The organism is Nocardia sp. NPDC024068 (genome assembly GCF_040638875.1).
Taxonomy (GTDB): domain Bacteria; phylum Actinomycetota; class Actinomycetes; order Mycobacteriales; family Mycobacteriaceae; genus Nocardia.
The window spans coordinates 94,297-117,229 of sequence record NZ_JBEZYU010000003.1 but is presented as its reverse complement, the minus strand read 5'-3'; the positions used below and the strand labels follow the sequence as shown (position 1 = coordinate 117,229).

The window sequence follows — 22,933 nt, the reverse complement described above, 5'->3', positions numbered from 1 at the left end:
CGGCGTCACCGGCCGCTCAGCCAGGTATCGAAGAACTGCAACCGAGCCGACGCCTCGAATGTCAGTCCCTGCACCACCGGGGAAACCCCGATCGCCTGGGAGAGTTCGACGGTCGGGACCCAGAGCCCCTCGGTGAGCAGCAGCCGCTGCGCGGTACCGATCAGCCGGGCGCGGGCCGGGCCGTCGGTCTCGGCCAGCTGGGCGTCGAGCACCCCGTCGAGCTCCGGAATCGGGCCACGGGCATTGAGGTTGCGCCCGCCCAGGCCGAACCCGGTGCGCAGGATATCGCCGTCGGCGCGGGTGCTGTTGTAGTACACCGTGTCGAAATCCTTGGCGTTCTGCCGCGCCGTGTACTCGGGGCCGCTGACCAGGTCGAGGCGCAGATCGATACCCGTGGCGCGCACCTGCTGCTGGACCAGTTCGAGGACGGCCTGGTTGCCCGCGAACACCTGACTGAACAGCACCGCGAAGGACAACCGCGCTCCGTCGCGCACGCGGATGCCGTCGGGACCGGGCACCCAGCCCGCTCGGTCCAGGATCTGTTTCGCCTTGTCCGGGTCGAACCCGAGATCGGCCGAGAGATCCGCGTAGCCGGGTGTGGTGTGCGCGAGGGGGCTGCTGGCGGTGCGGAACTGCGGGCCCAGCACGGTATCGACGAGCTCCTGGCGGTTGATCGCCGCGAGCAGCGCCGTCCGGACCGCCCGGTCGCGCAGCGGGCCGCGGGTCACATTGGGCTGCAGACCGAAGGTGATACCGGGATTGGACGCGGTCGCCACCCGACCACCGGTGGCCTCGATCTGGGGCGCGTCCTGTGGTAGCGCGTCACTGATGGTATCGAGCTGCCCGGAGACGAGACTGCCGGTGCGCACCCCGGATTCCGGTACCACCGTGAACTCGATGCGGTCGAGGTATGCCTCGCCCTGATGTGCGAATACCGCGGAGCCCCAACGGTATCCGGCACGTCTGGCCAGCGTTGCCTTATCGCCCTGGCGGTACTCCGCATAGGTGAACGGACCGCTGCCCACCACCTCGCCGAGGCAGCGCTCCTCGGCGGGACGCGCGGTGGTCGAGGCGGCCAGGATCCCGAGCTGCGGGGTGGAGGTCGCCTGCAGGAACTGGGCATTCGGCGTGCCGAATTCCACCCGGGCGGTGCGCGGATCCAGCACCCGGGTGCCGGTGTAGTTCGCCAGATAGGTCGCCCCCAGCGGCGCCTTGACGCCGCCGAGGGTGTGCACGATCGAATCGAACGTGGCACGCACCGAATCCGCGGTCAGTGCGCTGCCGTCGCTGAATGTCACGCCCGCACGCAGATGGAATGTGAAGGTTCGCGCGTCCGGGCTCACTTCCCACCGCTCGGCGAGCCAGGGCCTGATCTCACCGCTCGCCGGATCCTGGTCGGTCAGCGAATCCACGACCTGGCGTGCGACGTAGATCGTCTGGTTGGTACCCGCCTGCGCGGGGTCGGAGCAGGTGGGCGCCTGGGAAAGTCCGTAGCGCAGCGTGCCACCGGGCTGCGGCGGACCCGCCGCGCCACCGTGTGGTCCCTGGTTACCGCATGCCGTCAGGGCGAGCAACACGGCGAACACCCCGGACAGGGCTACGCGTTTTCTCATCGAGCTCTCCGGATCGCGCCGCACGGTGAGGTACGGCATCGTCGGGCCGGGCGGGATCGTGCCGAAACCCGGCTGGTAGGGACGACACTAAGGAGAGCCCGGGAACCCGTCGCCGGTCTCGATCACGCTGAATCCAATACCGCCACAGCGCAAGCCGCCACCGGTCGGCCCTGTCGATCCCGCCTCCGCCCCTCCGAGATCTGGACGCCGCGAAGTGGATAGCGTATCTTTCCATTATGGCTAGAGTAGCTATCCATAAATCAGGGTTCCGTCACGAAACAGGACCTATCCGAATGCTCAGAACACTGCTCACCCTCGCCGCGGCCTACCTCGCTGCCATCGGCCTCGCCCTTCTGCTCGTTCCCGCGCAATTCGGTATCGGCGCGGTCCCCGACGACGCCTCCCCCGAACTGATCGCACTTTTGCGGCTGCTGGGCGGGCCGTTCCTGGGGATCGCGGTCCTGAACTGGATGGCGCGGCGCGCGGAGCCTGCCTCGATCGCGAACACGGTCGTCCTGGCGAACCTGATCGGATTCGGCGTCGTGGCGCTCAACGATGTCTGGGGCGTGCTCAGCGGGGATGCGCGCGACCTCGCCGCGGTCTTCCTCGTGGTCCATCTGGCTTTCACCGCCGCATTCGCGGTCGCCCGGGCCCGCTCCCGGCCCACGCCCCGACCCGCGAACCCGGCATGATGCAGCGACGGGCACGAACGAAAGGCCACAACGTATGCGGATGGCGGAGCTGAGCCGGGAATCCGGGATTCCGATCGCGACCATCAAGTTCTACCAGCGCGAGGGACTGCTGCCACCCGGTGAACTCACCAGCCCCAACCAGGCCCGCTACGGCCCCGCGCACCTCCGGCGCCTCGCCCTGGTCCGGGCACTCATAAATATCGGCGGACTCTCGGTCTCCGGTATTCGCGACGTGCTTGCCGCGATGGGCGAACCGGATACCGCCCCCCATGACATCCTCGGGGTCGCCCAGCACGGATTGCCACAGGCACCGCCGGCAGCCGCCGACGATACCGCTCGCTCCTGGGCCGCCGGCCGGGTGGCAGAGGTGGTCGCCGAGCTCGGCTGGCGGCCACCCCCGGGGTCGCCGTTGGTCGCGGCCTTGATCGAGACGGTCTGTATGTATCGCGCACTGGGGCACGAGTGGGCGGTCGAGGCGCTGCCGGTCTACGCGGCGGCGGCCCAGCGCATCGCCCGGGCCGATATCGACGCGCTCGCGGCCGCACCGTCCACGGAAGACCTGGTGGAGGGCGCGGTGGTCGGCACGGTTCTCGGCGACGCACTGATGGCGACCCTGCGCCGGGTCGCGCACGCGGAGACGTCGCGGGAGCGATTCGGGCAGTTGACTTCCGGCGGCCCGGCAGATCCGCCGGAACCAACCGTCCGCTGATATCTTTCGGATCTCCGCCGGCGCGGACAGCAGGTTCACCAGGGGAGCCCGCTACCCGCACACCGATGGCGAGGACCTGATCGATCAGTTGACCGGACTGAGGTCGGCAACCACCGGCGGCCACCACGCGGCGCCGGTACAGAGGAACTCCACGCTGCCGACGTCGTCGCCCGCCGCCGCGATACCGGTCGCGGCCAGTGCCTGGGCTTTGAACGCGCGGGCCGCGGCACTGAGCCGATGCCATACCGGATCCACCCGATACCCCGGTCCCTTCGGCCAGCCCTCGCCCCACCCGACGACCTGCAGACCTCCGTCGTCCAGCGCCGCGTGCAAGCCCTGACTCATCCGTGAGTCCCGCTCGACCATCGCGGCCGCGACGGCGATCGCATGCGGCTGCCGGCCCGACCCACCGGATGCGAGAACCTCTTCCAGATCGAGCATCCGGGCGCCCAGGATCCGCAGCGGCCGGTCGTCGGACGGTTCGGCGACCAGTACCGCCACCTCCCAACCGGCAGTCGCGCGGTCGAACAACCACCCGCCCACATGCTCGACGACATCGTCGATACTGCGCCCGACGATATCGAGCCGGTACCGTGCGTCGCCCCACTCGAACCGCAACCGCGAGGCGGCGAGTTTGTGTACGGGCCGAACACCTCGATCAGCAGGATCGAATGGCCGAGTATCCATGACGAACTCCATTCCGATGCTCACCGCGACGGTGCACACCGTGCGCGGCCGGTCGCGGCGCGGCCGCCGCGGTAACTCTGGTGAGACGTTCGATCTCACGGACCGTCCGCACCGAGGCCGGCGCGCTCATGCCGTCGCCGGTGCGAGGTAGAGGCCCGTGATCGCGTCGACCAGCCGGGTGGCGGTCGGTTCCCAGCCTGCGAGCGGGTCCGTTTCCCCCGCGGCCAGGGCCCGCTCCCGCTCGGCGCAGCTGTGCACGATGAGCAAGCTCGCCATGATGGTGCGCTCCCGCCGCAGATCCGCCGACAGGTGGCCCAGACACAGCTGCAGGCCCGCGATCACGCCTTGCAATGCCCGGGAGGACAGCGATTCGTCGGTCAGTGGTTGCCGGTAGGCGGGATCGGCCATGAGTTGCGCGACGAACCGCGCATACCAGGTGGGATGACCCAGGGTCGCGAGATGCTCGGTGACCGGGCGCACCAGGCACTCCACCCAATCCCGGACCTGGGGAGTGGTCACGGTACGAACCAGCGCCACCCGCTCCCGGCACAGTCGCTCGGTATGTGCCTGATGCTTACGCACGATCGCCAGAACCAGGTCGGCCTTGGCACCGAAGTGGTAGCCCACCGCGGCGTTGTTTCCTTGTCCCGCAGCTTCACTCACCTGGCGATTCGACACCGCGTTGACCCCGAGTTCGGCGAACAGCTGTTCGGCCGCGATCAAGATCGCGTCGCGGGTGGCGCTGACCCGTATTGCCCGTGCGGACAGGTTGTCGGCGGTCATCGTTGCTCCTCCGTGCCCAGTGCCGAAAGCAAACACCGCCACTCTTTTGAAGTCAAGCGATTGACTTAAATTCGGTAAGCATCGGTCGTTCCTCGAACGGCCACCGCCCGGCTGACCGGAACCCGCTCCCGGTTGTCGGACAATGCCGGGTGATCGAGCAGGTGAATCCGGAACCACCGGCTTCGGATGCGCCGCGAATGACCGGGTCGGAAAAATCTGGAAATTCGTGCGCCTGGATGTCGAAAATGCCCGGGCGGTTCCGTCCCAGGTGTGCGAGCGAACCGATCGACCCGGCCGGAATGGGCCGAAACGAACCCGAGGAGAACATCATGACGATCCACCGGATGGATCACGCCGGCATTGTGGTCGAGGATCTCGCGGCTGCTGTCGCCTTCTTCGTCGAACTGGGTATGGAACTGGAAGGTGAAACAACAGTCGGTGGCCGATGGGCCGACGACCTCCTCGGATTGGACGGCGTCCGAGCAGACCTGGCCTTCGTGCGGACTCCGGACGGCCATGGCCGCGTCGAGCTCTCGACATTCCGCTCGCCCGCGACCACCGGCCCGGCGCAGCAGGCGCCGGTGAACACCCCGGGCATCCCTCGGCTGACGTTCGTCGTCGACGATATCGACGGCCTCCTCGTCCGGCTGCGCGCTCATGGCGCCGAACTCGTGGGTACGGTAGCCCGATACGAGGACATCTGCCGCTACGCCTACATCCGCGGCCCCGCCGGCGTCATCATCGGGCTGGTCGAGGAACTGTGACGCCGGCTCGGCGCGTTCCCGGAGCAGCGGCACAGTGACCACATCGGCCGGTCGGCGCCACCGGTCAGACGACCCCCGCGTCGATCAACAGGCGCCAGATCTCGCCCTGATCGACGACGGCGACGCCGAGTTTCTCCGCCTTCGCCGATTTGCTCTCGCCGACTCCCGCACCGGTGATGAGCAGATCGGTGTTGGCCGATACCGAGGACACCGCCGTCGCGCCCGCCTTTTCGCACAGTCGCTGGAATGTCGGGCGGGCGACCTTCTCCCCAGAGCGCGGATCGCTGATCGCGCCGGTGATCACCACCGTCTTACCCTCCAGCGGCCCACCGGATGCGATGACCGGCGGCAGGTCCTCCTCGAGCACATCCAAGGAAACGCCCGCTGACCGCAGGCGCTGCAGCTCCGGCCGCAGGCGGGTGAGATGCTCGACCAGGGAGGCCGCGACCTTCGGTCCGATATCCTCCACCGCCACGAGTCGTTCGACACCCGCGTCGGCGACCTCCTCCAGCGAGCCGAATCCCGCCCGCGCCAGCCGAGCCGCAGTGCCCTCGGAGGCCATCGGGATCGCCAGACCGATCAGCGCACGCCGCAGCCCCACCCGACGGCCGGCATCGATCGAGTCGATCATGCGGGTGGCCGAGGTTTCACCGATGCGGTCGAACTCCAGGAGGCGTTCCGCGGTCAGCGCGTAGAAATCCGAGGGGTGCTCCAGGATTCCCGCCTCGGCGAGGCGTTCGATCCATACCTGCCCGAACGCGTCGATATCGGCGGCGGGCCGCGACGCCCAGTGGATGAGGCGCCGCACCGTCTGCGCGGGACAGGAGACGTTGGTGCAGAAGAGTTCCCGGCTGTTCCCCTGTTCGGTCACCGGCTGCCCGCAGGACGGACAGCCGGTGGGCGGCACGATCTCACGCTCTTCGCCGGTGCGTTTCGAAGCGTCGAGTACGCCGGCCACGAACGGGATCACATCGCCCGCCCGGCGCACCAGCACGGTGTCACCGACTTTGATGTCGCGGGCGCGGATCACCTGCTGGTTGGCCAACGTCGCCTTGGTGACAGTGGTACCGCCGACGAACACCGGCTCCAGCCACGCGACCGGGACGATCTTGCCGGTTTTGCCGACGTCCCAGACCACCTCGTTGAGCACGGTGGTCTTCTCTTCGGCGGCGAATTTGAAAGCCAGCGCACCGCGCGGGCTGTTGGACCGGGTCCCGGCCGCCGCGTAGGCGCCCCGATCGGCCAGCCGCAACACCGCGCCGTCGATATCGTAGTCCAGGTCGTTGCGGCCCTGCTCGATCGCGCTGATCGCGGCCTGCGCCTGATCGGCGCCGGCGCACACCCGCATCTGCGCGCCGGCGATCCCCAACGTCCGCAAGCCCTCCTCGAGATCGACCGCGGCGTCCCCGTCCGCCGCGTCCAGGTCGAAGCCGAAGAACTGCAGGCGCCGCTCGGCGACCGTGGCAGGGTCCTTCGCCCGAAGTGTGCCTGCCGCGGCGTTACGCGGGTTGATCAGCGGTTTGTCCGGATGTGCGGTGTTGTAGGCGAGGAAGGTCGAGCGCAGCATCACCGCCTCGCCGCGCACCTCCACCCGCCCCGGGACGTCGATTCGGTCGGGCACCCCGTCGACCAACGCGCGGACCAGCACGGTCACATCGTCACCGGTGGTGCCGTCACCGCGGGTCACAGCGCGTAGCAATCGCCCGCCCTCGAAGACCAGGGCCAGGGACAGGCCGTCGAGCTTCGGCATCACCACGACCGGCTGCCCGGGGAAGCGGTCGAAGAATGCCGCGACCTGCTCGGTGGTGGTCGCCTTCTCGAGCGACAGCATCGGGCGCGAGTGCCGGATCGGGGCGTGCAGCACGGCGGGTGCGCCGACCTGCTCCAACGGGTTCGGGTCGGGTGCGAGGTCGGGGTGCGCCTCGATCAGGCTCCGTAGCTCGTCCTCGACAGTGTCGTACTCGGCATCGGCGACCAGCGGCGAGCCCCGATAGTAGGCGTCGCGCAGCGCGACGATACGGTCTGCGAGCTCTTGGATACGTTCCCCGGCTTCCACAGCACCAGACGCTACCGAGGTCCACCGACACCGAGGCCGACCCGGTGGTACCGCGTGGCTTCGCGGGCGTACTCCATCACATGTGACGCGCCGGCCGTCCTGTAATGTGAACATATGTTCGAATCCGATCCTGAATGCCGAGCTCAGGATGGGCGCGCGGTTCCCGGGAACGCCGCCGAATCGCGCCCCGGCGGGCGGCCGCGGATCGCTCCCCGGGATCACGCCTCGATCTTGCACGCGGATCTGGACTCCTTCTACGCCTCGGTGGAACAGCGGGATCGGCCCGAACTGCGCGGGAAACCCGTCCTGGTGGGCGGCGGGGTGGTGCTGGCGGCCAGTTACGAGGCGAAGGCGAAGGGAGTGCGCACCCCGATGAATATCGGCGCCGCGCTGCGCCTGTGCCCGGACGCACTGCTGGTACCGCCCCGGATGCCGGAGTACGGCCGGGCCAGTAAGGCGGTGTTCGAGATCTTCGCCGACACCACACCCGTCGTGGAGGGGATCTCGATCGATGAGGCATTCCTGGACGTCGCCGGGTTGCGGCGGATCGCGGGCGAACCGGAGGCGATAGCGCAGGTATTGCGGGCGCGGGTTCGCCGCGAGGTCGGGTTGCCGATCTCGGTCGGGATCGCGGGCACCAAGTTCCTGGCCAAGGTCGCAAGCGCGGTGGCGAAACCGGACGGCCTGCGCCGGGTGGAGCCCGTGGACGAGCTGGCCTTCCTGCATCCGCTTCCGGTGCACCGGCTGTGGGGCGTGGGGCCGGTGACGGCCCGGGCGCTGCACGCGCACGGAATCGAGCGGATCGGGCAATTGGCCGAACTGGGCGAACCGGAGTTGCGCCCGATCGTGGGGGCTGCCGCGGCGCGCCATCTGCACGCGCTGTCCTGGGCGCGTGATCCCCGCAGGGTGGAAACGGGGCGGCGGCGGCGATCCATCGGCGCGCAACGGGCGCTGGGCAGCCGCCCGCGGCCCCCGGCGGAGATCGAGGCGTATGTACACGGCCTCACCGACCGGCTGGGACGCAGACTCCGCGCGGCCGACCGGAGCTGCCGGACCGTGGTGCTGCGCATGCGTTTCGGCGATTTCTCCCGGGCCACCCGATCCCGTACGCTCGCCGCGCCGACCGATCATACGGAGACAATCCTGCGCGCCGCTCGCGCGCTACTGACGGAGGCTGGACCGATGATCGGGGAACGGGGCCTCACCCTGATCGGGCTGGCGTTGACGAACCTGGAGGATGCCGATCCCCGGCAGCTCGCCCTCCCTTTCGACCGGGGTGACGGTCCCGAGTTGGATACCACTCTCGATACCCTGCGTGGCCGTTTCGGCTCCGCGGCGGTGACCCGAGCCGCACTCCTGGGCCGCGGCGAAGGGCTGTCGGTACCGCTGCTTCCGGACTGATCCGCACCCGGCGCCCTCGCGGCCGGCCCGCGCCGGCCGGGCGACGACCCGCCGCCGCACATCTGGACGTTTGTTCAACAGTGTGGTTCGCTGCCAGTCGAGCAGGAAGGAAACTCGATGGTGGCAACCCCCGAATTCCCGCCCTCCACACCCGGACCGGCGTCCCCCACCGGAGATTCGGCGCTACCCCGCCGGACGGTGCTGGCGGGCGCGGCGGCCGGCACACTGGGCCTCGGTATGCTCGCCACCACCGCCCCCGCTCTCGACGAGCGCCTGGGCGCCGCGGCGCGCGCCGACGCGGGCGAGTATCTGATCGGCGTGGGGATCTCCGATATCACCGGCCCGGCTGCGGAATGCGGCATGATGGGCTACTCCCAGCAGGACCAGACCACCGCCGGAATCCACCTACGCCCCCGTGCCCGCGCGTTCGTCTTCGCCACCGGTTCCGAGCGAATCGTTTTCGCGGTCGCGGAGAACGCGATGATCTTCCAATCGGTGCATCACGGGGTACTCGCCGAACTGGCACGTCGATTCGGCGACCGCTACACCGAACGCAATGTCCTGCTCACCTCGACGCATTCGCACGCCGTCTGCGGCGGCGCCGCGCACGATTATGCCTACAACCTGTCGATTCTGGGTTTCCAGCAGCAGGTCTACGACGCCGAGGTCAACGGGCTGGTCGAGGCGATAGCCGCGGCGGACGGCGACCTCGGTCCGGGCACGGTGGCGCTGGGCCGCGCCGAACTGCACAACGCGAGCGTCAACCGCTCCCGGGTGGCCTTCGACCGCAATCCCGCCGAGGACACCGCGCATTTCCCGGAAGCGATCGACCCGGCGGTCACCACGGTGTCGATCGCCAAGGGCGGCAGGCAGGTCGGCGAGATCACCTGGTTCGCCACCCACAACACCTCGATGACCAATCAGAATCGGCTGATCAGCTCCGACAACAAAGGGTATGCGGCCTTCACCTGCGAGCACACCGAACACGGCGTCCGATACCTGGATGGGGCACCGGATTTCGTGGCGGCCTTCGCCCAGACCAATGCCGGTGATATGTCGCCCAACCTGAATCTCCGGCCGGGATCGGGACCCACGGACGACGAGTTCGACAACACTCGCATCCTCGGGCAACGCCAGTACGATGCCGCCCGGGCGGCACTGGCGACCGCGAATCCGGTTACCGGCCCGGTGGGGTCGGTCTTCTGCTACATCGACCTGTCCGATATCGCGGTCGACGGGCGGTACACCCCCGACGGGGCGCCGCGTCGTACGGCGCCGCCCGCCGCGGGCGTTTCCTTGTTCGCGGGCAGTGTCGAAGACGGTCCCGGGTTGCCCGGCGGTCCCATTCCGGAAGGCGTACGCAACCCATTTCTCGACGCCCTCGGCGGGGACCCGCACCGGCCCGCGCCCGCCTGGCTGGCCGACGCCCAGGCGCCCAAGGCGATCGCGGTGCCGTTCGGTCTGCTTCCGCCCGCCCCGTGGGTGCCCAGCGTGGTGCCGATCCAGATCGTGCGGCTGGGCGATCTCTATCTGGCGGCCGCGGGTGGCGAATTCACCATCGTCGCGGGGTTACGGGTCCGGCGGGCGGTGGCCGCGGCGCTGGGCGTCGGGCTCGACCAGGTGCTGTTGCAGGGTTACGCCAACGCGTACCACGAATACGTCACCACACCCGAGGAATACGACGCCCAGCAGTACGAGGGCGCGTCCACGCTGTTCGGCCGCTACACGCTGCCCGCGTATCAGCAGGAATTCACCCGGCTGGCCGCCGCGCTCGCGGCGGGAACATCGGTGCCACGCGGACCCGCCCCGCGGGATCTCTCTCATCTGCAACCGAACTTCGTGCCCGCACCCGGACCGGACACCGCCCTGCCCGGACATGATTTCGGCGCGACCCTGACCCAGCCGGCGGCCTCCTACACGCGCGGGACCCGGGCCTCGGTCGAATTCCTGTCCGCGCATCCCAAGCACAATCCACGCCGCAACGGCACCTTCCTCGAGGTACAGCGCTCGGCCGGCGGGCGCTGGGTGCGCGTCGCGAACGAGGGCGAATGGGCGGTGCGCTTCCACTGGAGCAAACGCGCACCGGCCACCTCGGTAGCGGCGTTCACCTGGGATATCCCGGCCGATACGGTCCCCGGCCGGTACCGTTTCGTGCACTTCGCCGACCGGCTCGCCGCAGACGGGCGCCTGTCTCCGATCGTCGGGATCAGCAACGAGTTCGATATCGCTTGAACCCGGCGCGCCGCGGGATCAGGGCAGGATCGAGTCGATGTATCCGCCGTCCACGCGGACGGCGCCACCCGTAGTGGCCGAGGCCCGATCCGAGGCGAGGTAGACGACCATATTGCCGATCTCCTCGGGTTCGATGAGACGCTGCAGCAGCGAATGCGGCCGGTGGTCCAGCATGAAACGGTGCTGCGCCTCCTCCCACGGCAGGTCCTCGCCCACCATATCCCGCACGAAATCCTCCACCCCGGGTGTATGGGTGGGGCCCGCCACCACGGAGTTGACCGTGACCCCGGTTCCGGCCGCGGCTTTCGCATAACCGCGCGTGACCGCGAGCAGCGCGGTTTTCGTCGTCCCGTAGTGCACCATCTCGAGCGGCGTCACCACCGCGGAGTCGCTGGCGATGTTCATGACCCGGCCGAAACCGTGCTCCATCATCTCCGGCAGATACATCCGGATGAGCCGGACGGCGGACAGCACGTTGACCTCGAAGTACCGCCGCCAATCGTCGTCATCGATCTCGAATACGGGCTTCGCCTCGAAGATTCCGAGATTGTTCACGAGAATATCCAGTTCGGGGACCTTCTCCCGCAGCGACGCCGCGCCCACCGCGGAGGAGAGATCGGCGGCGACCGCCCGCACCGACGCGCCAGGTACCGATTCCAGAATCGCCGCCCGGGCGGCATCCGTCTTGTCCGCGCCGCGGCCGTTCACGATCACCGACGCACCGGCCCGGGCCAGCGCGGTGGCGATGGCCAGACCGATCCCCTGACTGGAACCGGTAACCAGTGCGTGCCGTCCGGAGAGGTCGATGTTCATCCCTTCATCGTGCCGCACTACCGGACACCGGCCGGTGGTGCCACGCGGGGGTCACCGATCGACCGTATGGCGTGAAGTGTGGGGTGTATGTCGTTGACGCCATTCGTGCGAGGGGTGATCGTAGAAATGTGCAGCAACGCCGCGTCGCATTCGTGATCTTCGATGATTTCCAGGCCCTCGACCTCGTCGGCCCGCACGAGGTGTTCCAGGGCACCGGGCACTACCTGTGCACTGTCGTGGCCACCCGCCCCGGACCGGTCCGCTCCGACAACGGACTGCCGATCGGCGCGGAATACGGTGTGGACGATATCGATCCCGCCACGGTGGACACTGTTGTGGTCGTGGGCGGCCCGGGAACCGATGCGGCCTGCGCCGACCCGCGCCTCATGGCCTGGATCCGTACGGCGGCCTCCCACGCGCGCCGCGTGGCGTCCGTGTGTACCGGCGCGTTTCTGCTGGCGGCGGCAGGGGTCCTCGACGGCCGGCGTGCCACCACCCACTGGGCGTTCACCGAGCGGCTCGCGCGAGAGTATCCCCGGGTCACCGTCGACCGGGATCCGATCTTCGTCCGCGACAGACATATCTGGTCCTCCGCGGGAGTGACCGCCGGGATGGATCTGGCACTGGCGCTGGTGGAGGACGATCTGGGCCGGCAGACCGCGCTCATGGTGGCCCGCTATCTGGTGTTGTTCCTGCGCCGTCCCGGCGGCCAGACACAGTTCGGCACCGCGCTGTGGCACGCCCAGCCTTCCACCGATCCCATCCGCGCGGCAGTGACCGCGATCCACGCCGACCCGGGCGGGCGACACGGTATCGGCGACCTCGCCGGCCGCTCCGGGCTCAGCGCCCGCCACTTCCAGCGGCGGTTCACCGCCGAGCTCACGATGTCACCCACGGCGTATGTGGAGCAGGTCCGGGTGGAGGCCGCCCAGCGACTCCTCGTGGAGGACCACCCGGTCGACGTCGTGGCCCGGCGGTGCGGGTTCGGCACCGCCGAATCGCTGCGGCGCGCGTTCCATCGCCGGCTCGGGGTCGCGCCGTCGGAATACCGGGACCGGTTCCGGTCCGCCACAGACGTCGGCGAACCCACCTGAGCCACCGCGACCACCCCACCCATCCACCGACACCGACACCGACACCGACACCGACACCGACACCGACACCGACAGCGGCGTATCACCGCCTGGGTCGAGGAGAACTCGCCGCGATCCGGGCACCGACCGCGCCTCCGGACGTATTCACCCCGTTTCCGAGGAGTTCCGCATGTCCCTGGCACTACCCACCACCGCGCTGGCGATCGCGGCCCGCAACGTGATCGACGCCGAACTCGAGGCGCCACTTCGCAATCACAGTCTGCGATCGTTCCTGTTCGGCCGCGCGCTGGCAGCGGCCCAGGGACTGCGGGCGGGGAGGGATTACGACGAAGAACTCATGTATCTGATCTGCGCGCTGCACGATATCGGACTTGCCGATGCCGCGGACGGCGACCAGCGGTTCGAGGTCGACGGCGCCGATTACGCGGCGGAGTTCCTGGAAGGCCGGGGCGTCACCGACGAGCGTGTCGATATCGTCTGGGACGCGATCGCCGCGCACAGCAGCGGGTTGTGCTTTTCACCGGTGTACCGGCGCCGCCGCCCCGCGGCGATCTGGATCGCGGTCGAAGGTATCGGCGCCGATATCGGCGGCGCCCCCGACACGCTCGCCCCGGATTTCGCCGACGAGGTCCACGCGGCCTTTCCCCGGCTGGGAGGTATCCGCGCACTGGCCGACGCCATCGCTGCGCAGGCGATCGCCAAACCGCACAAGGCGCTACCCGGCTCACTGCCCGGTGAAATCGTGCGACTGCGGCATCCGGAACTGGTGCCCACCTGGAACGATATCGTCGGGGCAAACGGCTGGAAGGACTGATACCGAACCAGCGTGAATCCGTAGCGACCGGAAGAACTCCGATACAGAGTGTGATGCCGGTCATATCCGCCCAGGAATTCCGATCAATCTGCCATTGACAAATGGCACATTGCTGACTGATTCTGAACGCATGACTAGGTCGACGAGGACCTCGCCTCCCGAGGTACCCGACGCGCCGTCCGTGCGTTCCCGGCTGGCGGCCACAGCGGCGGAATACGGGCTGCGCCCGATCAATTGCGCCGTTCCGCTGAACCGGCCCGGGGTGTGGTTCGCTCGCACGCTCATCGCGACGATCATGGAACTGAGCGGGCCGCCGATCCGCGGCACCGAGATCCGGCAGGTGCGCGAGCCGGGTGTCCGCGGCGAATGGGTGCGCGCACCCGGTGTGCGTTTCGCGGACCGGGCCGTCTACTACATCCACGGCAGCGGATACGTGCTGTGCTCCGCGCGCACCCACCGCGGTCTGGCCTCCCGGCTGTCCCGGCGCACCGGTCTGCCGGTCTTCGTCGTCGACTACCGCCTCGCCCCCGAGCACCGGTTTCCCGCGGCCGCCGACGATATCGCCGCCGGATTCCGGTGGCTGCTGGACCAGGGCTACCGCGCCGGCGATCTCGTGATCGCGGCGGATTCGGCGGGCGGCCACCTCACTCTCGACCTGCTGCTGGAGAACGCGGCCCGCGGGACGGGCCAACCGGCCGCGGTCGCGATGTTCTCCCCACTCATCGATCTGACCTTCACGCTCGCTGCCGAACAGGAACAGCGGCGGCGCGACCCGGTGATCTCCGCATCGGCGGCCCGGCGGCTACCGCGCGTGTACACCAGTGGGCATCCGGACGATACGCCGCGGCTGCGATTGAGTGTCGCGGCCGGGACGGCCTTACCGCCGATTCTGGTGCAGGCCGGCGGCGCGGAAATGCTCAGTGCCGACGCCCGCCATCTGAGCCGGATGGTGCGCGCCGCCGGCGGAGACTGCACCCTCGAGATCTGGCCCGGGCAGGTGCATGTCTTCCAGGCACTCCCCCGGCTGGCTCCCGAAGCCGATGCCGCGCTCGACCGTGCCGCCGACTTCCTCTGCGCGGCACTGATGGCGAAATCCCCACGGAAAGTGAGCTGATATGCCGGGATTGCGAAACCTGCTGCCGTTCGGCGCCTCCGGGCGCACCCGCGGCGCCCGCGCCGTCGTCACCGGCGCCGGCAGCGGGATCGGCCGGGCGCTGGCCCTGGAGCTGGCGGCGCGGGGCGGGCAGGTCGTCTGCGCCGATATCGACGAGGCGCGGGCCGCGGAGACAGTGGCCGCGATCGACCGTGCACACCCCGGCACCGCCTACGCCTTCCGCTGCGATGTCGCCCGCCGTGAAGATGTTGAGATCCTGGCGCGTTTCGCCGACTCCGTTTTCGACGGCCCGGTGACGCTGGTGATCAACAACGCGGGGGTCGGTATCGGCGGGCACCGGGTCGGCGAGATCGGATTCGCCGATTGGGAATGGGCACTGGGGATCAACCTGTGGGGCGTGGTGCACGGCTGCGAGATCTTCGCGCCGCGGCTACGGGCGGCAGGCCGGGGCGGGATCATCAATGTGGCCTCAGCGGCGGGGTTCGCGGCCGCGCCCTCGATGGCGGTGTACAACACCTCGAAAGCCGGGGTGCTCGCGCTGTCGGAAACCCTGGCCGCGGAGTTCAGCGGCACCGATATCGCGGTGACCGTCCTGTGCCCGACTTTCGTGCGCACCAACGTGGCCCGCGACGGCCGCATCACCTCCGGTTCGCGCACTCTCGCCGACACTCTCATGCGATGGACCGGTTTCTCCCCCGAACGGGTCGCCCGCATCACCCTCGACGCCCACGACCGCCGCCGGTTGCACGTTCTCCCGCAGCCGGATGCCCAGCTGATCTGGCTGCTCAAACGTACGTTTCCCGGCCAGTACACCACCGTCGCCGGTCTGCTCGAACGCCTGCTGCCGCAGGACGAACCGGCGCCGCGCACCACCGGAGAAAGGACAGGAGTCTGATATGCCCACCATGGACTTCCAGGACATGCTCACCAAGATCAAGGATCGCCAGTGGGCACTGGCCGATATCGACTGGGACGCACCCGGTACCGAGACCATCACTCCGGAACAGCATGCCCGGCTCAAGCCGTTCATGGCGGACCTGATGTGGATCGAGAACGTCGGCGCCCGCGGTTTCGCCGCCATGGCCAAAAAGGCGCCCGACGAGACACTGCGGGAGATCTACCGCTATTTCCACGCCGAGGAGCAGCGCCACGCGAATGCGGAACTCGCTCTCATGCGCCGCTGGGGCATGCTCGACGGCGACGAGATCCCGCAGCCGAATATCAACGTCAAGTTGGTGATCGACTTCCTGGACAAGTACTCCGACGATATGTCGCTGTCGTTTCTCGGGACGGTCATCCCGATGCTCGAGGTCGCTCTCGACGGCGCCCTGGTCAAATTCATCATGGACGAGATAGAGGATCCGGTGTGCCAGGAGGCATTCCGCCGGATCAACGCCGACGAATCACGGCATCTGGCAGTCGATTTCGCGGTCATGGATGTGCTCGGCCATGCCGAGATGCGCAAACTGCTCATCGAACTCGTCGGCGGCTGGGTGAAACCGACATTCCTCATCGGCGTGCTGAGCTATCTTCCGCTGCTGAACAAGATGCGCGACAACATCGTCGCGATGGGCGTGGACGAGCAGAAGCTCTACACCGCGCTGGAGCGCTACCGCAAAGTCGGCGAGCGCAGTGAATTCGCGCGCCGGCTGCCGATGTACCAGATCGTCAAAATGCACGGGAACTGGGTCGTCGACCGGGGTCATCCCTATCATCTGCTGGCCGACACGCTCGTGAAGATCACCGGGCGTATTCCACGCCGCCTGCTGCGCAAGGACCCGAGCTGGTCGAAGGAAATCACCTACACCCCCGCCGCCTGACGAGGAAATCCTATGACCACCACCACCAGCACAGCACCGCTCGACGTCGCGGTGATCGGCGCCGGATTCGCCGGTATCGGCGCCGCCATCCGGCTGCGGCAGCGCGGTATCACCAACTTCGCGGTATTCGAACGCGATTCCGAGATCGGCGGAACCTGGCGCGACAACACCTATCCCGGTGCCGCGTGCGATATCCCGTCACGCCTGTACTCGTACAGTTTCGCTCCCAATCCCGACTGGTCGCACACCTATTCCGGGAGCCGCGAAATCCTGGGCTATATCGAGTCGATGGTGGCGGAAACCGGGATCCGGCCGCATATCCGGCTGCGGCATACCGTCGCCGGTATGGCGTTCGATGAGCAGGCGGGGGTCTGGGATATCTCATTCGAGGGCGACCCCGAACCTGTCCGCGCTCGCGCCGTGGTGCTGGCCTCGGGCCCCTTGGCCAACCCCGGTTATCCGGACATCCCGGGTATCGAGACCTTCACCGGTCATACGATCCACAGTGCCCGCTGGGATCACGATTACGATTTCACCGGTAAGAAGGTCGCCGTCATCGGCACCGGCGCGAGCGCGGTACAGATCGTCCCGGAGCTGGTACGGCGCGCGGCGTCGGTGAAAGTCTTCCAGCGCACCCCCGGCTGGGTACTGCCACGGGTGAACCGGCACACCGGCGCGCTGACCCGCAGTGTGTACCGCCATGTTCCCGGCGCCGAGACACTGGCCCGCCAGGCCTGGTTCTACGGACACGAATCGGTGGCACTGGGCGTGGTCTGGAATTCGCCGCTCACCCGGGTGGTGGAACTGGTCGGGCGGGCCCAGTTACGCCGCCAGGTGAAGGATCCCTGGCTGCGCCGCCAGCTCACCCCCGACTTCCGGGCGGGCTGCAAACGACTGCTGATGACCGACGACTTCTACCCGGCGCTGCAACGCGACAACTGCAAACTGATCACCTGGCCGATCGCGCGAATCGCCCCGGACGGGATCCGCACCGCCGAGGGTATCGAGCACCGGGCGGACTGCATCGTCTACGCCACCGGTTTCCAGGTCTCCAAGACCGGTACACCGATTCCGATCACCGGACGCGACGGCCGGGTGCTGTCCGACGAATGGCAGCGTGGCGCTTTCGCCTACAAGAGTGTCACCGTCTCCGGATACCCGAACCTGTTCCTCACCTTCGGGCCGAATTCAGGACCGGGCCATAATTCGGCGCTGGTGTACATGGAATCCCAGATCGACTACCTCGTCCGGGCCGTCGGCATCATCCTGGACCGGGATCTGCGGATATTCGAGGTCCGCCAGGACCGCCAGGACCGCTACAACACGGCCATCCAGCGTCGCCTCGACGCGACCACCTGGAATTCGGGCTGTCAGAGCTGGTACCTCACCGAGGACGGATTCAACGCGACCATGTACCCGGGTTTCGCCACCCAGTACCGCAACCAGCTCCGGGAGGTCGACCTCGGCGACTACACACTGGTGGCCGCGGAACCGGCGGTAAGGGCAAGGGCGGTCTCCGCCTCCTAGGCGGCGGCTACACTCGATTTCTCGAGGCCGGGGTCACCGGCGGCAGGCGGGCGAGGAGGTGCGCGAGCAGATGCCGAGGTATCGCATCGACGACCTCGCACGCGCGGCGGGCACCACCTCCCGCAATGTCCGCGCCTATCAGGAACGTGGCCTGCTGCCGCCGCCCGCCGGCCGCGACGGCCGCGCCATCCTCTACGACGACTCCCATCTCGAACGGCTCCGCCTCATCGACGCGCTGCTGCAGCGCGGTTTCACCACCGCCCATATCGCCGATTTCATCACCAGCTGGGAGACGGGCAAGGACCTCACCGAGGTGCTGGGCCTGCAGCACGCCGTCACCGCCAACTGGTCGGAGGAGGAGACCTTCGAGGTCCCCCGGGAACTGCTGGCCACCATCCTCGGCGACCAGACCGAGGATCTGGTGGCCCAGCTGAGCCGGATGGGCCTGGTCCGGGTGGACGGTGAGACGGTGGTGATCACCGACACCCAGCTACTCACCTCGTTCACCGAACTCCATGAATACGGGGTGGAACTGGGCACCCTGATCTCGGTGTACGCCGAGGTCGCGACACGGATCGACGGGATCAGCGGGCTGCTCATCAATGCGGCGAAGAAACATATCGTCGACGAGCACGGGCCGGGCTGGCTGCCCGACTCCAACGACGAGATCGCCGCGACCACCCGGATGCTGAACACGATGCGCGAACTCGGTGTCGCCGCCGTGCACACCAGCCTGGCCCGGTCCCTCGACACCACCCTGCGCCGCGAACTCGGCGACTATCTCGCCACCGCCGCCGAGCGGGACCGGGAACGCCGGGCGGGCGGAACCGGTCGCGGCTCCTGAAGCCCGCTCACAGACGAGTCCGGCGGCACCGGGCACGCGAGCTCATCGCGTGCGGGTCACCGGCTGTCTCTCGCCCGAACCACGCGGCCGGGCCCGCCGATGAGGTGGTGTTTCCTCTCGGCGGGCCATGCTCACGACCGAGGGGCGGAACAGCAGATCCACCCGCCCGGCCGGCAGGCCGATCATCCGCCGGCCGTCACCTCTCCCTCCGATACCGCGCCGGTCGAGGCCCGCCGCCGGTACGCGGCCGCCTCGGTTTCCGCCGCCGCCAGGAAGCCGGGAGTACCGGACGCACACGCCAGGCAGATCGCTTGATGCCCGGCCGCCGGGTCACGGTCCATCTCGTAGGCGATATAGGAGTCACCGCAGCAATGGCACCGGACCCGGGTCTCCCACGGATCGTCGACCTCGGTACGAGGGTCGAACGGCCGGTCGAGAGTGAACCACGACGGCGCCGAGAACCGGACCGCCACACCGTAGATCACCGCGGCCAGCACGCAACTCACCGGCGGTGCCCATACCGACCCGGTGCTGCCGCCGAAGGCCACCAGCGCGATACCGGCCACCGAGGAGACGACCCAGGCCGAGACTCCGGCCGGATTCACCGCGGGCACCCGGCCGGGCCGGAACTCCGGCTCCCCGGTGTGCACGCCGGCGCCCCGTGATGTCAGCAGGATATGGGTGAGCGCGATCGCCACCCAACCGACAATGATCACGCCCTGATACGTCAGCGCCTGCAGGATCCAGGTGAGCACATTCGTCAGCATCATCACGTACACGACCACTGCGATCACTCCCAGCCACACCACTCGGGGCAGTGTGAGCCGGCATGCGCGGGCGAAGAAGTTCTGGACATTCGTCGACGCGAGATAGAAGTTGCCGGTGTTGACCCGGGTCTGGCTGACGACCACCCACAGCAGGCCCCAGAACCCCATCATCGACACGATGCCGAGAATCGCCGATTCCTCGTTCAGCGCACCGGCGATATCGATCGTATGGGCCAGGAAGATACCCACCATGCCGTTCACCAGGAGAGTTATCACGTAGAACGGGACGCCGAAGGTGACCCGGCCGTTGAACACCGCGTCCTGTGGCCGGCCGAAGCGGGCGAAATCCCAGGCCATCATGGTGACCACCCAGACACCCATATAGACGGTGAAGGCGAACCACCAGCCCGGCACGCCGAGATCGGCCGCGCCCGCGGGCTCGTAGGTGAGCCAGTCGTTGCTGTATCCGTAGCGCACGATCGCCCAGACCACCGATCCGACGAGACCCAGCAGGTACAGCGGGAGCAGCGCACCGTTGATCTTGTCCAGCCAGGTGGTGACGCCGCGCATCGCCAGCGGCGCCTGGTAGACGACCACGATCAGACAGCACACGGCCATCGGCAGGGCGGGCAGGTAGGCGTGCAGCGCACTGGCCACGATCGCGCCTTCGGCGACTACGTAATAGGTGATGGTCACGCCGAACAGGGCAGCGGCGAATGCCGACCCCGCTCGGCCGAACAGCGCACGCGAGAACAGCGACACACTGGTTCCGGTGCGGGCCGCGTAGCGCGAGACGATCGAGTTGATCGCCCCGTAGCTCACAGCCGACAGGGCGATACCGATGAGCGTATCGACGGTGCCCACCGTAAGAGTCACGGTGCTGCCCACAACCACCCAGAACATGGCGCTCATGAGCCCGAACCAGGCCATGGACACCGACAGACGGCTGCTGCGCCAGGAAAGCGGCACAATATGCAGCGAATAGTCCTCCGCTGCAGCACGTTCCAGGACACCGGGGTCGTCGGAGGAGGAAATAGTGAGTTCGGGTACGGCGGTCGCTACCGCCTCCGTGGAGGTTGACATGGGTTTCTCACATTCATGAAGAACTCTGGGTTCTGCTCCGGAACCGGGCCGGAGTTCGAAGGGGTGTGCGGGGACCACGCCGTGCCCCGCACACCCGCGCCGCCGGGTTAGACCGCCGCGGCCTCGGATACGGTCAGCGTGCCCTTGACGTACTCGACGGCCGGATCGTCGGTCCAATGGACGACGGTCCGCCGCTGCAGCATCCGGCGGAACTGGGCGGTCGTGTTCTCCAGCACCTCACCGCTGCCCCAGTCCAGGATCACGCCGTACTGGCGCACACAGTCCATTTCGTTGATCAGCCCGGACCGGTATTCGCCGGCGACCTCGTAGGGGTCGCGCTCCATCCACGTGTGCCGATTGTCCCGGATATAGGCGCGAGCCTTCTCGGTGGCCGTGGTGTCCACGGCGTATTCGAAGACCTCCGGGTCGATTTCCTTGATGACGACGCCGTAGTCCTTCTCGGCCCGTTCGAGACTGACGTAGCCGTCGATCACATCCTCGAGGACAGCGGCCACCTCTCGACGCAGTGGATCGCCCAGACCACCGCCACCGGCCGACGGCCGGGTGAACTCGTCACCGGATTTGATCGGGACCGCGGCGAAGATGGAACCCAGATACTGTTCGGATTCGGTGCCCTTGTTCAGCCACACCCCGTGGGGAATCGACGGCAGTCCGCCCCAGAGCCCCCAGGTCACCGAGCGTTCGCGATCACAGCAGTACGACATCACCGTGTTGTTGCTGGCCCACAACTTGCCACCTTTCTCAGCACCGAGGCCACCGCGGAACTTGCCCGGCCCACCCGAATCCGGGACCAGGTCGTGGCGGGAGGTGAGCACCGGGGCCAGGCGCTCCTGCCCCTCGAACGGCTGGGTGCCGTACTGGACTCCGAACACGGCCGCCGAGGCGTTGTAGCCGTCGGCGCCGTTGCGGGCGCCCCAGCCACCCATCATCCAGTCGTACCACATGAAATTCGGGTTGCCGCTCTCCCTTTCGTCCCGGCCGCCGACCAGCAGATATTCCAGATTGAAGGTGCAGGCCATGGCGCGGTCCGGCAAGATATCGGACCAGATCTCGAATACCGAGCTCATGATCTTCTCGAAAGGCCCGGAGCAGAAGCCCGCGCACGGCGACGGCCAATCCGCATTCACCACCGAACCGACCGGGCCCAGATCCGCGGTCACCACTCGGTAGAAACCGGAGTTCAGTGGGATATCCGGGAATTGCATCTTGGTACCGGCGACGATACCGGCGAACGAGCCGCCGAAGCCGGCATTCATCATCGACGAGATCGACGCGTGCGAAGCGCTCAGGTCGTAGTGCACGGTATCGCCGTCGATGGTCATCTTCATCGTCACCGGGATGAGGCCTTCGCCGAGCGCGGGATCCTGATCGATGTAGTCCTCGGTGTACCAGACTCCGTCGGGCAGGGCCGCGATCTTGGCCCGGGTCAGATCCTCGACGTAATCCTGCACCTCGGCCATCGCGGTTTTCACCGTATCTACGCCGTATTTGTCGCAGAGTCGCTGGATTTCACGTTCCGCGACCCGGGTGGCCTCCGCCTGGGCCTGCATATCGCCGATGATGTCACGTGGATTGCGAGTGTTCTTGGCGATGAGATAGGCGACGTCCTCGAGGAATTCGTCCTTGCTCCACAGCCGGGTCGGTGGGATACGCAGCCCCTCGCCCATATGGTCGAGCGCTTTCACATTGAACGAACCCGGGGTCGCGCCGCCGACATCGGCCCAGTGCCCGTTGGCCTGGGCGTAGCCGAGTAGTTCGCCCTCGTAGTAGATCGGGCGGATGATCCGGGTGTCGTTGAAATGGCTGCCGCCCTCGTAGACATCGTTGATGACGAAGACATCGCCGGGATGGATATCGCCGGCGAACTGCCGGATCACCGCTTTGGCGGTGTAATGCAGAGTACCGACGTGCGCGGCGATATCGCCGGTACCCTGCATAACGGTATTGCCCTCGGTATCGCAGAGCGCCGAGGAGAAGTCACGCGAATAGATGACAAAGGAGTAGCAGGTCCGCAGAATCTGCTCCGCCATCTGATCCACCGTGCTGATGAAGGAGTTCTTCAGGACCTCGAAGGTCACCGGGTCCAGTGATGTAGCCAT

The 22,933-nt window shown here is 67.8% G+C and carries 19 protein-coding genes; 12 read left to right on the top strand and 7 right to left on the bottom strand.

Going from position 1 to position 22,933, the window contains the following annotated elements:
* Positions 1-5: 5 nt before the first annotated feature.
* Entirely contained in the window at positions 6-1,613 is a 1,608-nt protein-coding gene (locus AB0F41_RS05690) for an ABC transporter substrate-binding protein (protein ID WP_357421538.1), read from the bottom strand.
* A gap of 293 nt (positions 1,614-1,906) precedes the next feature.
* On the opposite strand from AB0F41_RS05690, the gene AB0F41_RS05685 reads away from it, so the two are divergent.
* Positions 1,907-2,305 (top strand): hypothetical protein, encoded by a 399-nt coding sequence (locus AB0F41_RS05685; protein WP_357421537.1) that lies wholly within the window; start codon positions 1,907-1,909, stop codon positions 2,303-2,305.
* Between the two features lie 40 nt (positions 2,306-2,345).
* Positions 2,346-3,014, top strand: a complete 669-nt coding sequence (locus AB0F41_RS05680) for a MerR family transcriptional regulator (RefSeq protein WP_357421536.1) — start codon at positions 2,346-2,348, stop codon at positions 3,012-3,014.
* A gap of 84 nt (positions 3,015-3,098) precedes the next feature.
* Here the strand turns inward: AB0F41_RS05680 and AB0F41_RS05675 are convergent, their stop codons facing one another.
* Complete coding sequence (locus tag AB0F41_RS05675) at positions 3,099-3,701, bottom strand: hypothetical protein (RefSeq protein ID WP_357421535.1); 603 nt, start codon at positions 3,699-3,701, stop codon at positions 3,099-3,101.
* A 126-nt stretch (positions 3,702-3,827) separates the two neighbouring features.
* Positions 3,828-4,484: a TetR family transcriptional regulator gene (locus AB0F41_RS05670; protein ID WP_357421534.1), complete on the bottom strand. Its 657-nt coding sequence runs from the start codon at positions 4,482-4,484 to the stop codon at positions 3,828-3,830.
* Between the two features lie 329 nt (positions 4,485-4,813).
* Between AB0F41_RS05670 and AB0F41_RS05665 the strand changes: the two genes are divergently transcribed.
* Positions 4,814-5,248, top strand: coding sequence for a VOC family protein (locus tag AB0F41_RS05665; protein ID WP_357421533.1), 435 nt, complete (start codon positions 4,814-4,816; stop codon positions 5,246-5,248).
* Positions 5,249-5,312: 64 nt separating this feature from the next.
* Here the strand turns inward: AB0F41_RS05665 and ligA are convergent, their stop codons facing one another.
* Positions 5,313-7,304: an NAD-dependent DNA ligase LigA gene (gene ligA, locus AB0F41_RS05660; protein WP_357421532.1), complete on the bottom strand. Its 1,992-nt coding sequence runs from the start codon at positions 7,302-7,304 to the stop codon at positions 5,313-5,315.
* 114 nt (positions 7,305-7,418) lie between these two features.
* On the opposite strand from ligA, the gene dinB reads away from it, so the two are divergent.
* Both dinB and AB0F41_RS05650 read left to right on the top strand, forming a co-directional pair.
* Positions 7,419-8,705, top strand: a complete 1,287-nt coding sequence (gene dinB, locus AB0F41_RS05655) for a DNA polymerase IV (RefSeq protein ID WP_357421531.1) — start codon at positions 7,419-7,421, stop codon at positions 8,703-8,705.
* 117 nt (positions 8,706-8,822) lie between these two features.
* A complete protein-coding gene (locus AB0F41_RS05650; RefSeq protein ID WP_357421530.1) occupies positions 8,823-10,937 on the top strand; it encodes a neutral/alkaline ceramidase in 2,115 nt (704 codons plus the stop codon).
* 18 nt (positions 10,938-10,955) lie between these two features.
* On the opposite strand, the gene AB0F41_RS05645 is transcribed toward AB0F41_RS05650, so the two are convergent.
* On the bottom strand, positions 10,956-11,750 hold the full coding sequence (locus tag AB0F41_RS05645; protein ID WP_357421529.1) for an SDR family oxidoreductase: 795 nt from the start codon (positions 11,748-11,750) through the stop codon (positions 10,956-10,958).
* Between the two features lie 128 nt (positions 11,751-11,878).
* On the opposite strand from AB0F41_RS05645, the gene AB0F41_RS05640 reads away from it, so the two are divergent.
* The 7 genes from AB0F41_RS05640 to AB0F41_RS05610 all read left to right on the top strand — a co-directional run bounded on the left by AB0F41_RS05640 (position 11,879) and on the right by AB0F41_RS05610 (position 18,963).
* On the top strand, positions 11,879-12,844 hold the full coding sequence (locus AB0F41_RS05640; RefSeq protein WP_357421528.1) for a DJ-1/PfpI family protein: 966 nt from the start codon (positions 11,879-11,881) through the stop codon (positions 12,842-12,844).
* Positions 12,845-13,013: 169 nt separating this feature from the next.
* On the top strand, positions 13,014-13,658 hold the full coding sequence (locus tag AB0F41_RS05635; protein WP_357421527.1) for an HD domain-containing protein: 645 nt from the start codon (positions 13,014-13,016) through the stop codon (positions 13,656-13,658).
* Between the two features lie 130 nt (positions 13,659-13,788).
* Positions 13,789-14,772 (top strand): alpha/beta hydrolase, encoded by a 984-nt coding sequence (locus AB0F41_RS05630; RefSeq protein ID WP_357421526.1) that lies wholly within the window; start codon positions 13,789-13,791, stop codon positions 14,770-14,772.
* A 1-nt stretch (position 14,773) separates the two neighbouring features.
* Positions 14,774-15,667, top strand: coding sequence for an SDR family NAD(P)-dependent oxidoreductase (locus tag AB0F41_RS05625; protein WP_357421525.1), 894 nt, complete (start codon positions 14,774-14,776; stop codon positions 15,665-15,667).
* A gap of 10 nt (positions 15,668-15,677) precedes the next feature.
* Positions 15,678-16,592, top strand: a complete 915-nt coding sequence (locus AB0F41_RS05620; RefSeq protein WP_357421822.1) for a ferritin-like domain-containing protein — start codon at positions 15,678-15,680, stop codon at positions 16,590-16,592.
* Between the two features lie 12 nt (positions 16,593-16,604).
* Positions 16,605-18,119, top strand: a complete 1,515-nt coding sequence (locus AB0F41_RS05615) for an NAD(P)/FAD-dependent oxidoreductase (protein WP_357421524.1) — start codon at positions 16,605-16,607, stop codon at positions 18,117-18,119.
* A 70-nt stretch (positions 18,120-18,189) separates the two neighbouring features.
* A complete protein-coding gene (locus AB0F41_RS05610) occupies positions 18,190-18,963 on the top strand; it encodes a MerR family transcriptional regulator (RefSeq protein WP_357421523.1) in 774 nt (257 codons plus the stop codon).
* 182 nt (positions 18,964-19,145) lie between these two features.
* On the opposite strand, the gene AB0F41_RS05605 is transcribed toward AB0F41_RS05610, so the two are convergent.
* Both AB0F41_RS05605 and AB0F41_RS05600 read right to left on the bottom strand, forming a co-directional pair.
* Positions 19,146-20,813 carry a thiamine permease gene (locus AB0F41_RS05605; protein ID WP_357421522.1) on the bottom strand — a complete coding sequence of 556 codons (1,668 nt, stop codon included), beginning with the start codon at positions 20,811-20,813 and terminating at the stop codon, positions 19,146-19,148.
* A 107-nt stretch (positions 20,814-20,920) separates the two neighbouring features.
* Complete coding sequence (locus AB0F41_RS05600) at positions 20,921-22,933, bottom strand: hydantoinase B/oxoprolinase family protein (RefSeq protein ID WP_357421521.1); 2,013 nt, start codon at positions 22,931-22,933, stop codon at positions 20,921-20,923.

Excerpts from the sequence above, each read along its gene's own strand:
- AB0F41_RS05690 (WP_357421538.1), bottom strand. The coding sequence starts at position 1,613 with ATGAGAAAACGCGTAGCCCTGTCCGGGGTGTTCGCCGTGTTGCTCGCC.
- AB0F41_RS05685 (WP_357421537.1), top strand. The coding sequence starts at position 1,907 with ATGCTCAGAACACTGCTCACCCTCGCCGCGGCCTACCTCGCTGCCATC.
- AB0F41_RS05680 (WP_357421536.1), top strand. The coding sequence starts at position 2,346 with ATGGCGGAGCTGAGCCGGGAATCCGGGATTCCGATCGCGACCATCAAG.
- AB0F41_RS05675 (WP_357421535.1), bottom strand. The coding sequence starts at position 3,701 with ATGGATACTCGGCCATTCGATCCTGCTGATCGAGGTGTTCGGCCCGTA.
- AB0F41_RS05670 (WP_357421534.1), bottom strand. The coding sequence starts at position 4,484 with ATGACCGCCGACAACCTGTCCGCACGGGCAATACGGGTCAGCGCCACC.
- AB0F41_RS05665 (WP_357421533.1), top strand. The coding sequence starts at position 4,814 with ATGACGATCCACCGGATGGATCACGCCGGCATTGTGGTCGAGGATCTC.
- dinB (WP_357421531.1), top strand. The coding sequence starts at position 7,419 with ATGTTCGAATCCGATCCTGAATGCCGAGCTCAGGATGGGCGCGCGGTT.
- AB0F41_RS05650 (WP_357421530.1), top strand. The coding sequence starts at position 8,823 with ATGGTGGCAACCCCCGAATTCCCGCCCTCCACACCCGGACCGGCGTCC.
- AB0F41_RS05645 (WP_357421529.1), bottom strand. The coding sequence starts at position 11,750 with ATGAACATCGACCTCTCCGGACGGCACGCACTGGTTACCGGTTCCAGT.
- AB0F41_RS05635 (WP_357421527.1), top strand. The coding sequence starts at position 13,014 with ATGTCCCTGGCACTACCCACCACCGCGCTGGCGATCGCGGCCCGCAAC.
- AB0F41_RS05630 (WP_357421526.1), top strand. The coding sequence starts at position 13,789 with ATGACTAGGTCGACGAGGACCTCGCCTCCCGAGGTACCCGACGCGCCG.
- AB0F41_RS05625 (WP_357421525.1), top strand. The coding sequence starts at position 14,774 with ATGCCGGGATTGCGAAACCTGCTGCCGTTCGGCGCCTCCGGGCGCACC.
- AB0F41_RS05620 (WP_357421822.1), top strand. The coding sequence starts at position 15,678 with ATGGACTTCCAGGACATGCTCACCAAGATCAAGGATCGCCAGTGGGCA.
- AB0F41_RS05615 (WP_357421524.1), top strand. The coding sequence starts at position 16,605 with ATGACCACCACCACCAGCACAGCACCGCTCGACGTCGCGGTGATCGGC.
- AB0F41_RS05610 (WP_357421523.1), top strand. The coding sequence starts at position 18,190 with ATGCCGAGGTATCGCATCGACGACCTCGCACGCGCGGCGGGCACCACC.
- AB0F41_RS05605 (WP_357421522.1), bottom strand. The coding sequence starts at position 20,813 with ATGTCAACCTCCACGGAGGCGGTAGCGACCGCCGTACCCGAACTCACT.
- AB0F41_RS05600 (WP_357421521.1), bottom strand. The coding sequence starts at position 22,933 with ATGGCTACATCACTGGACCCGGTGACCTTCGAGGTCCTGAAGAACTCC.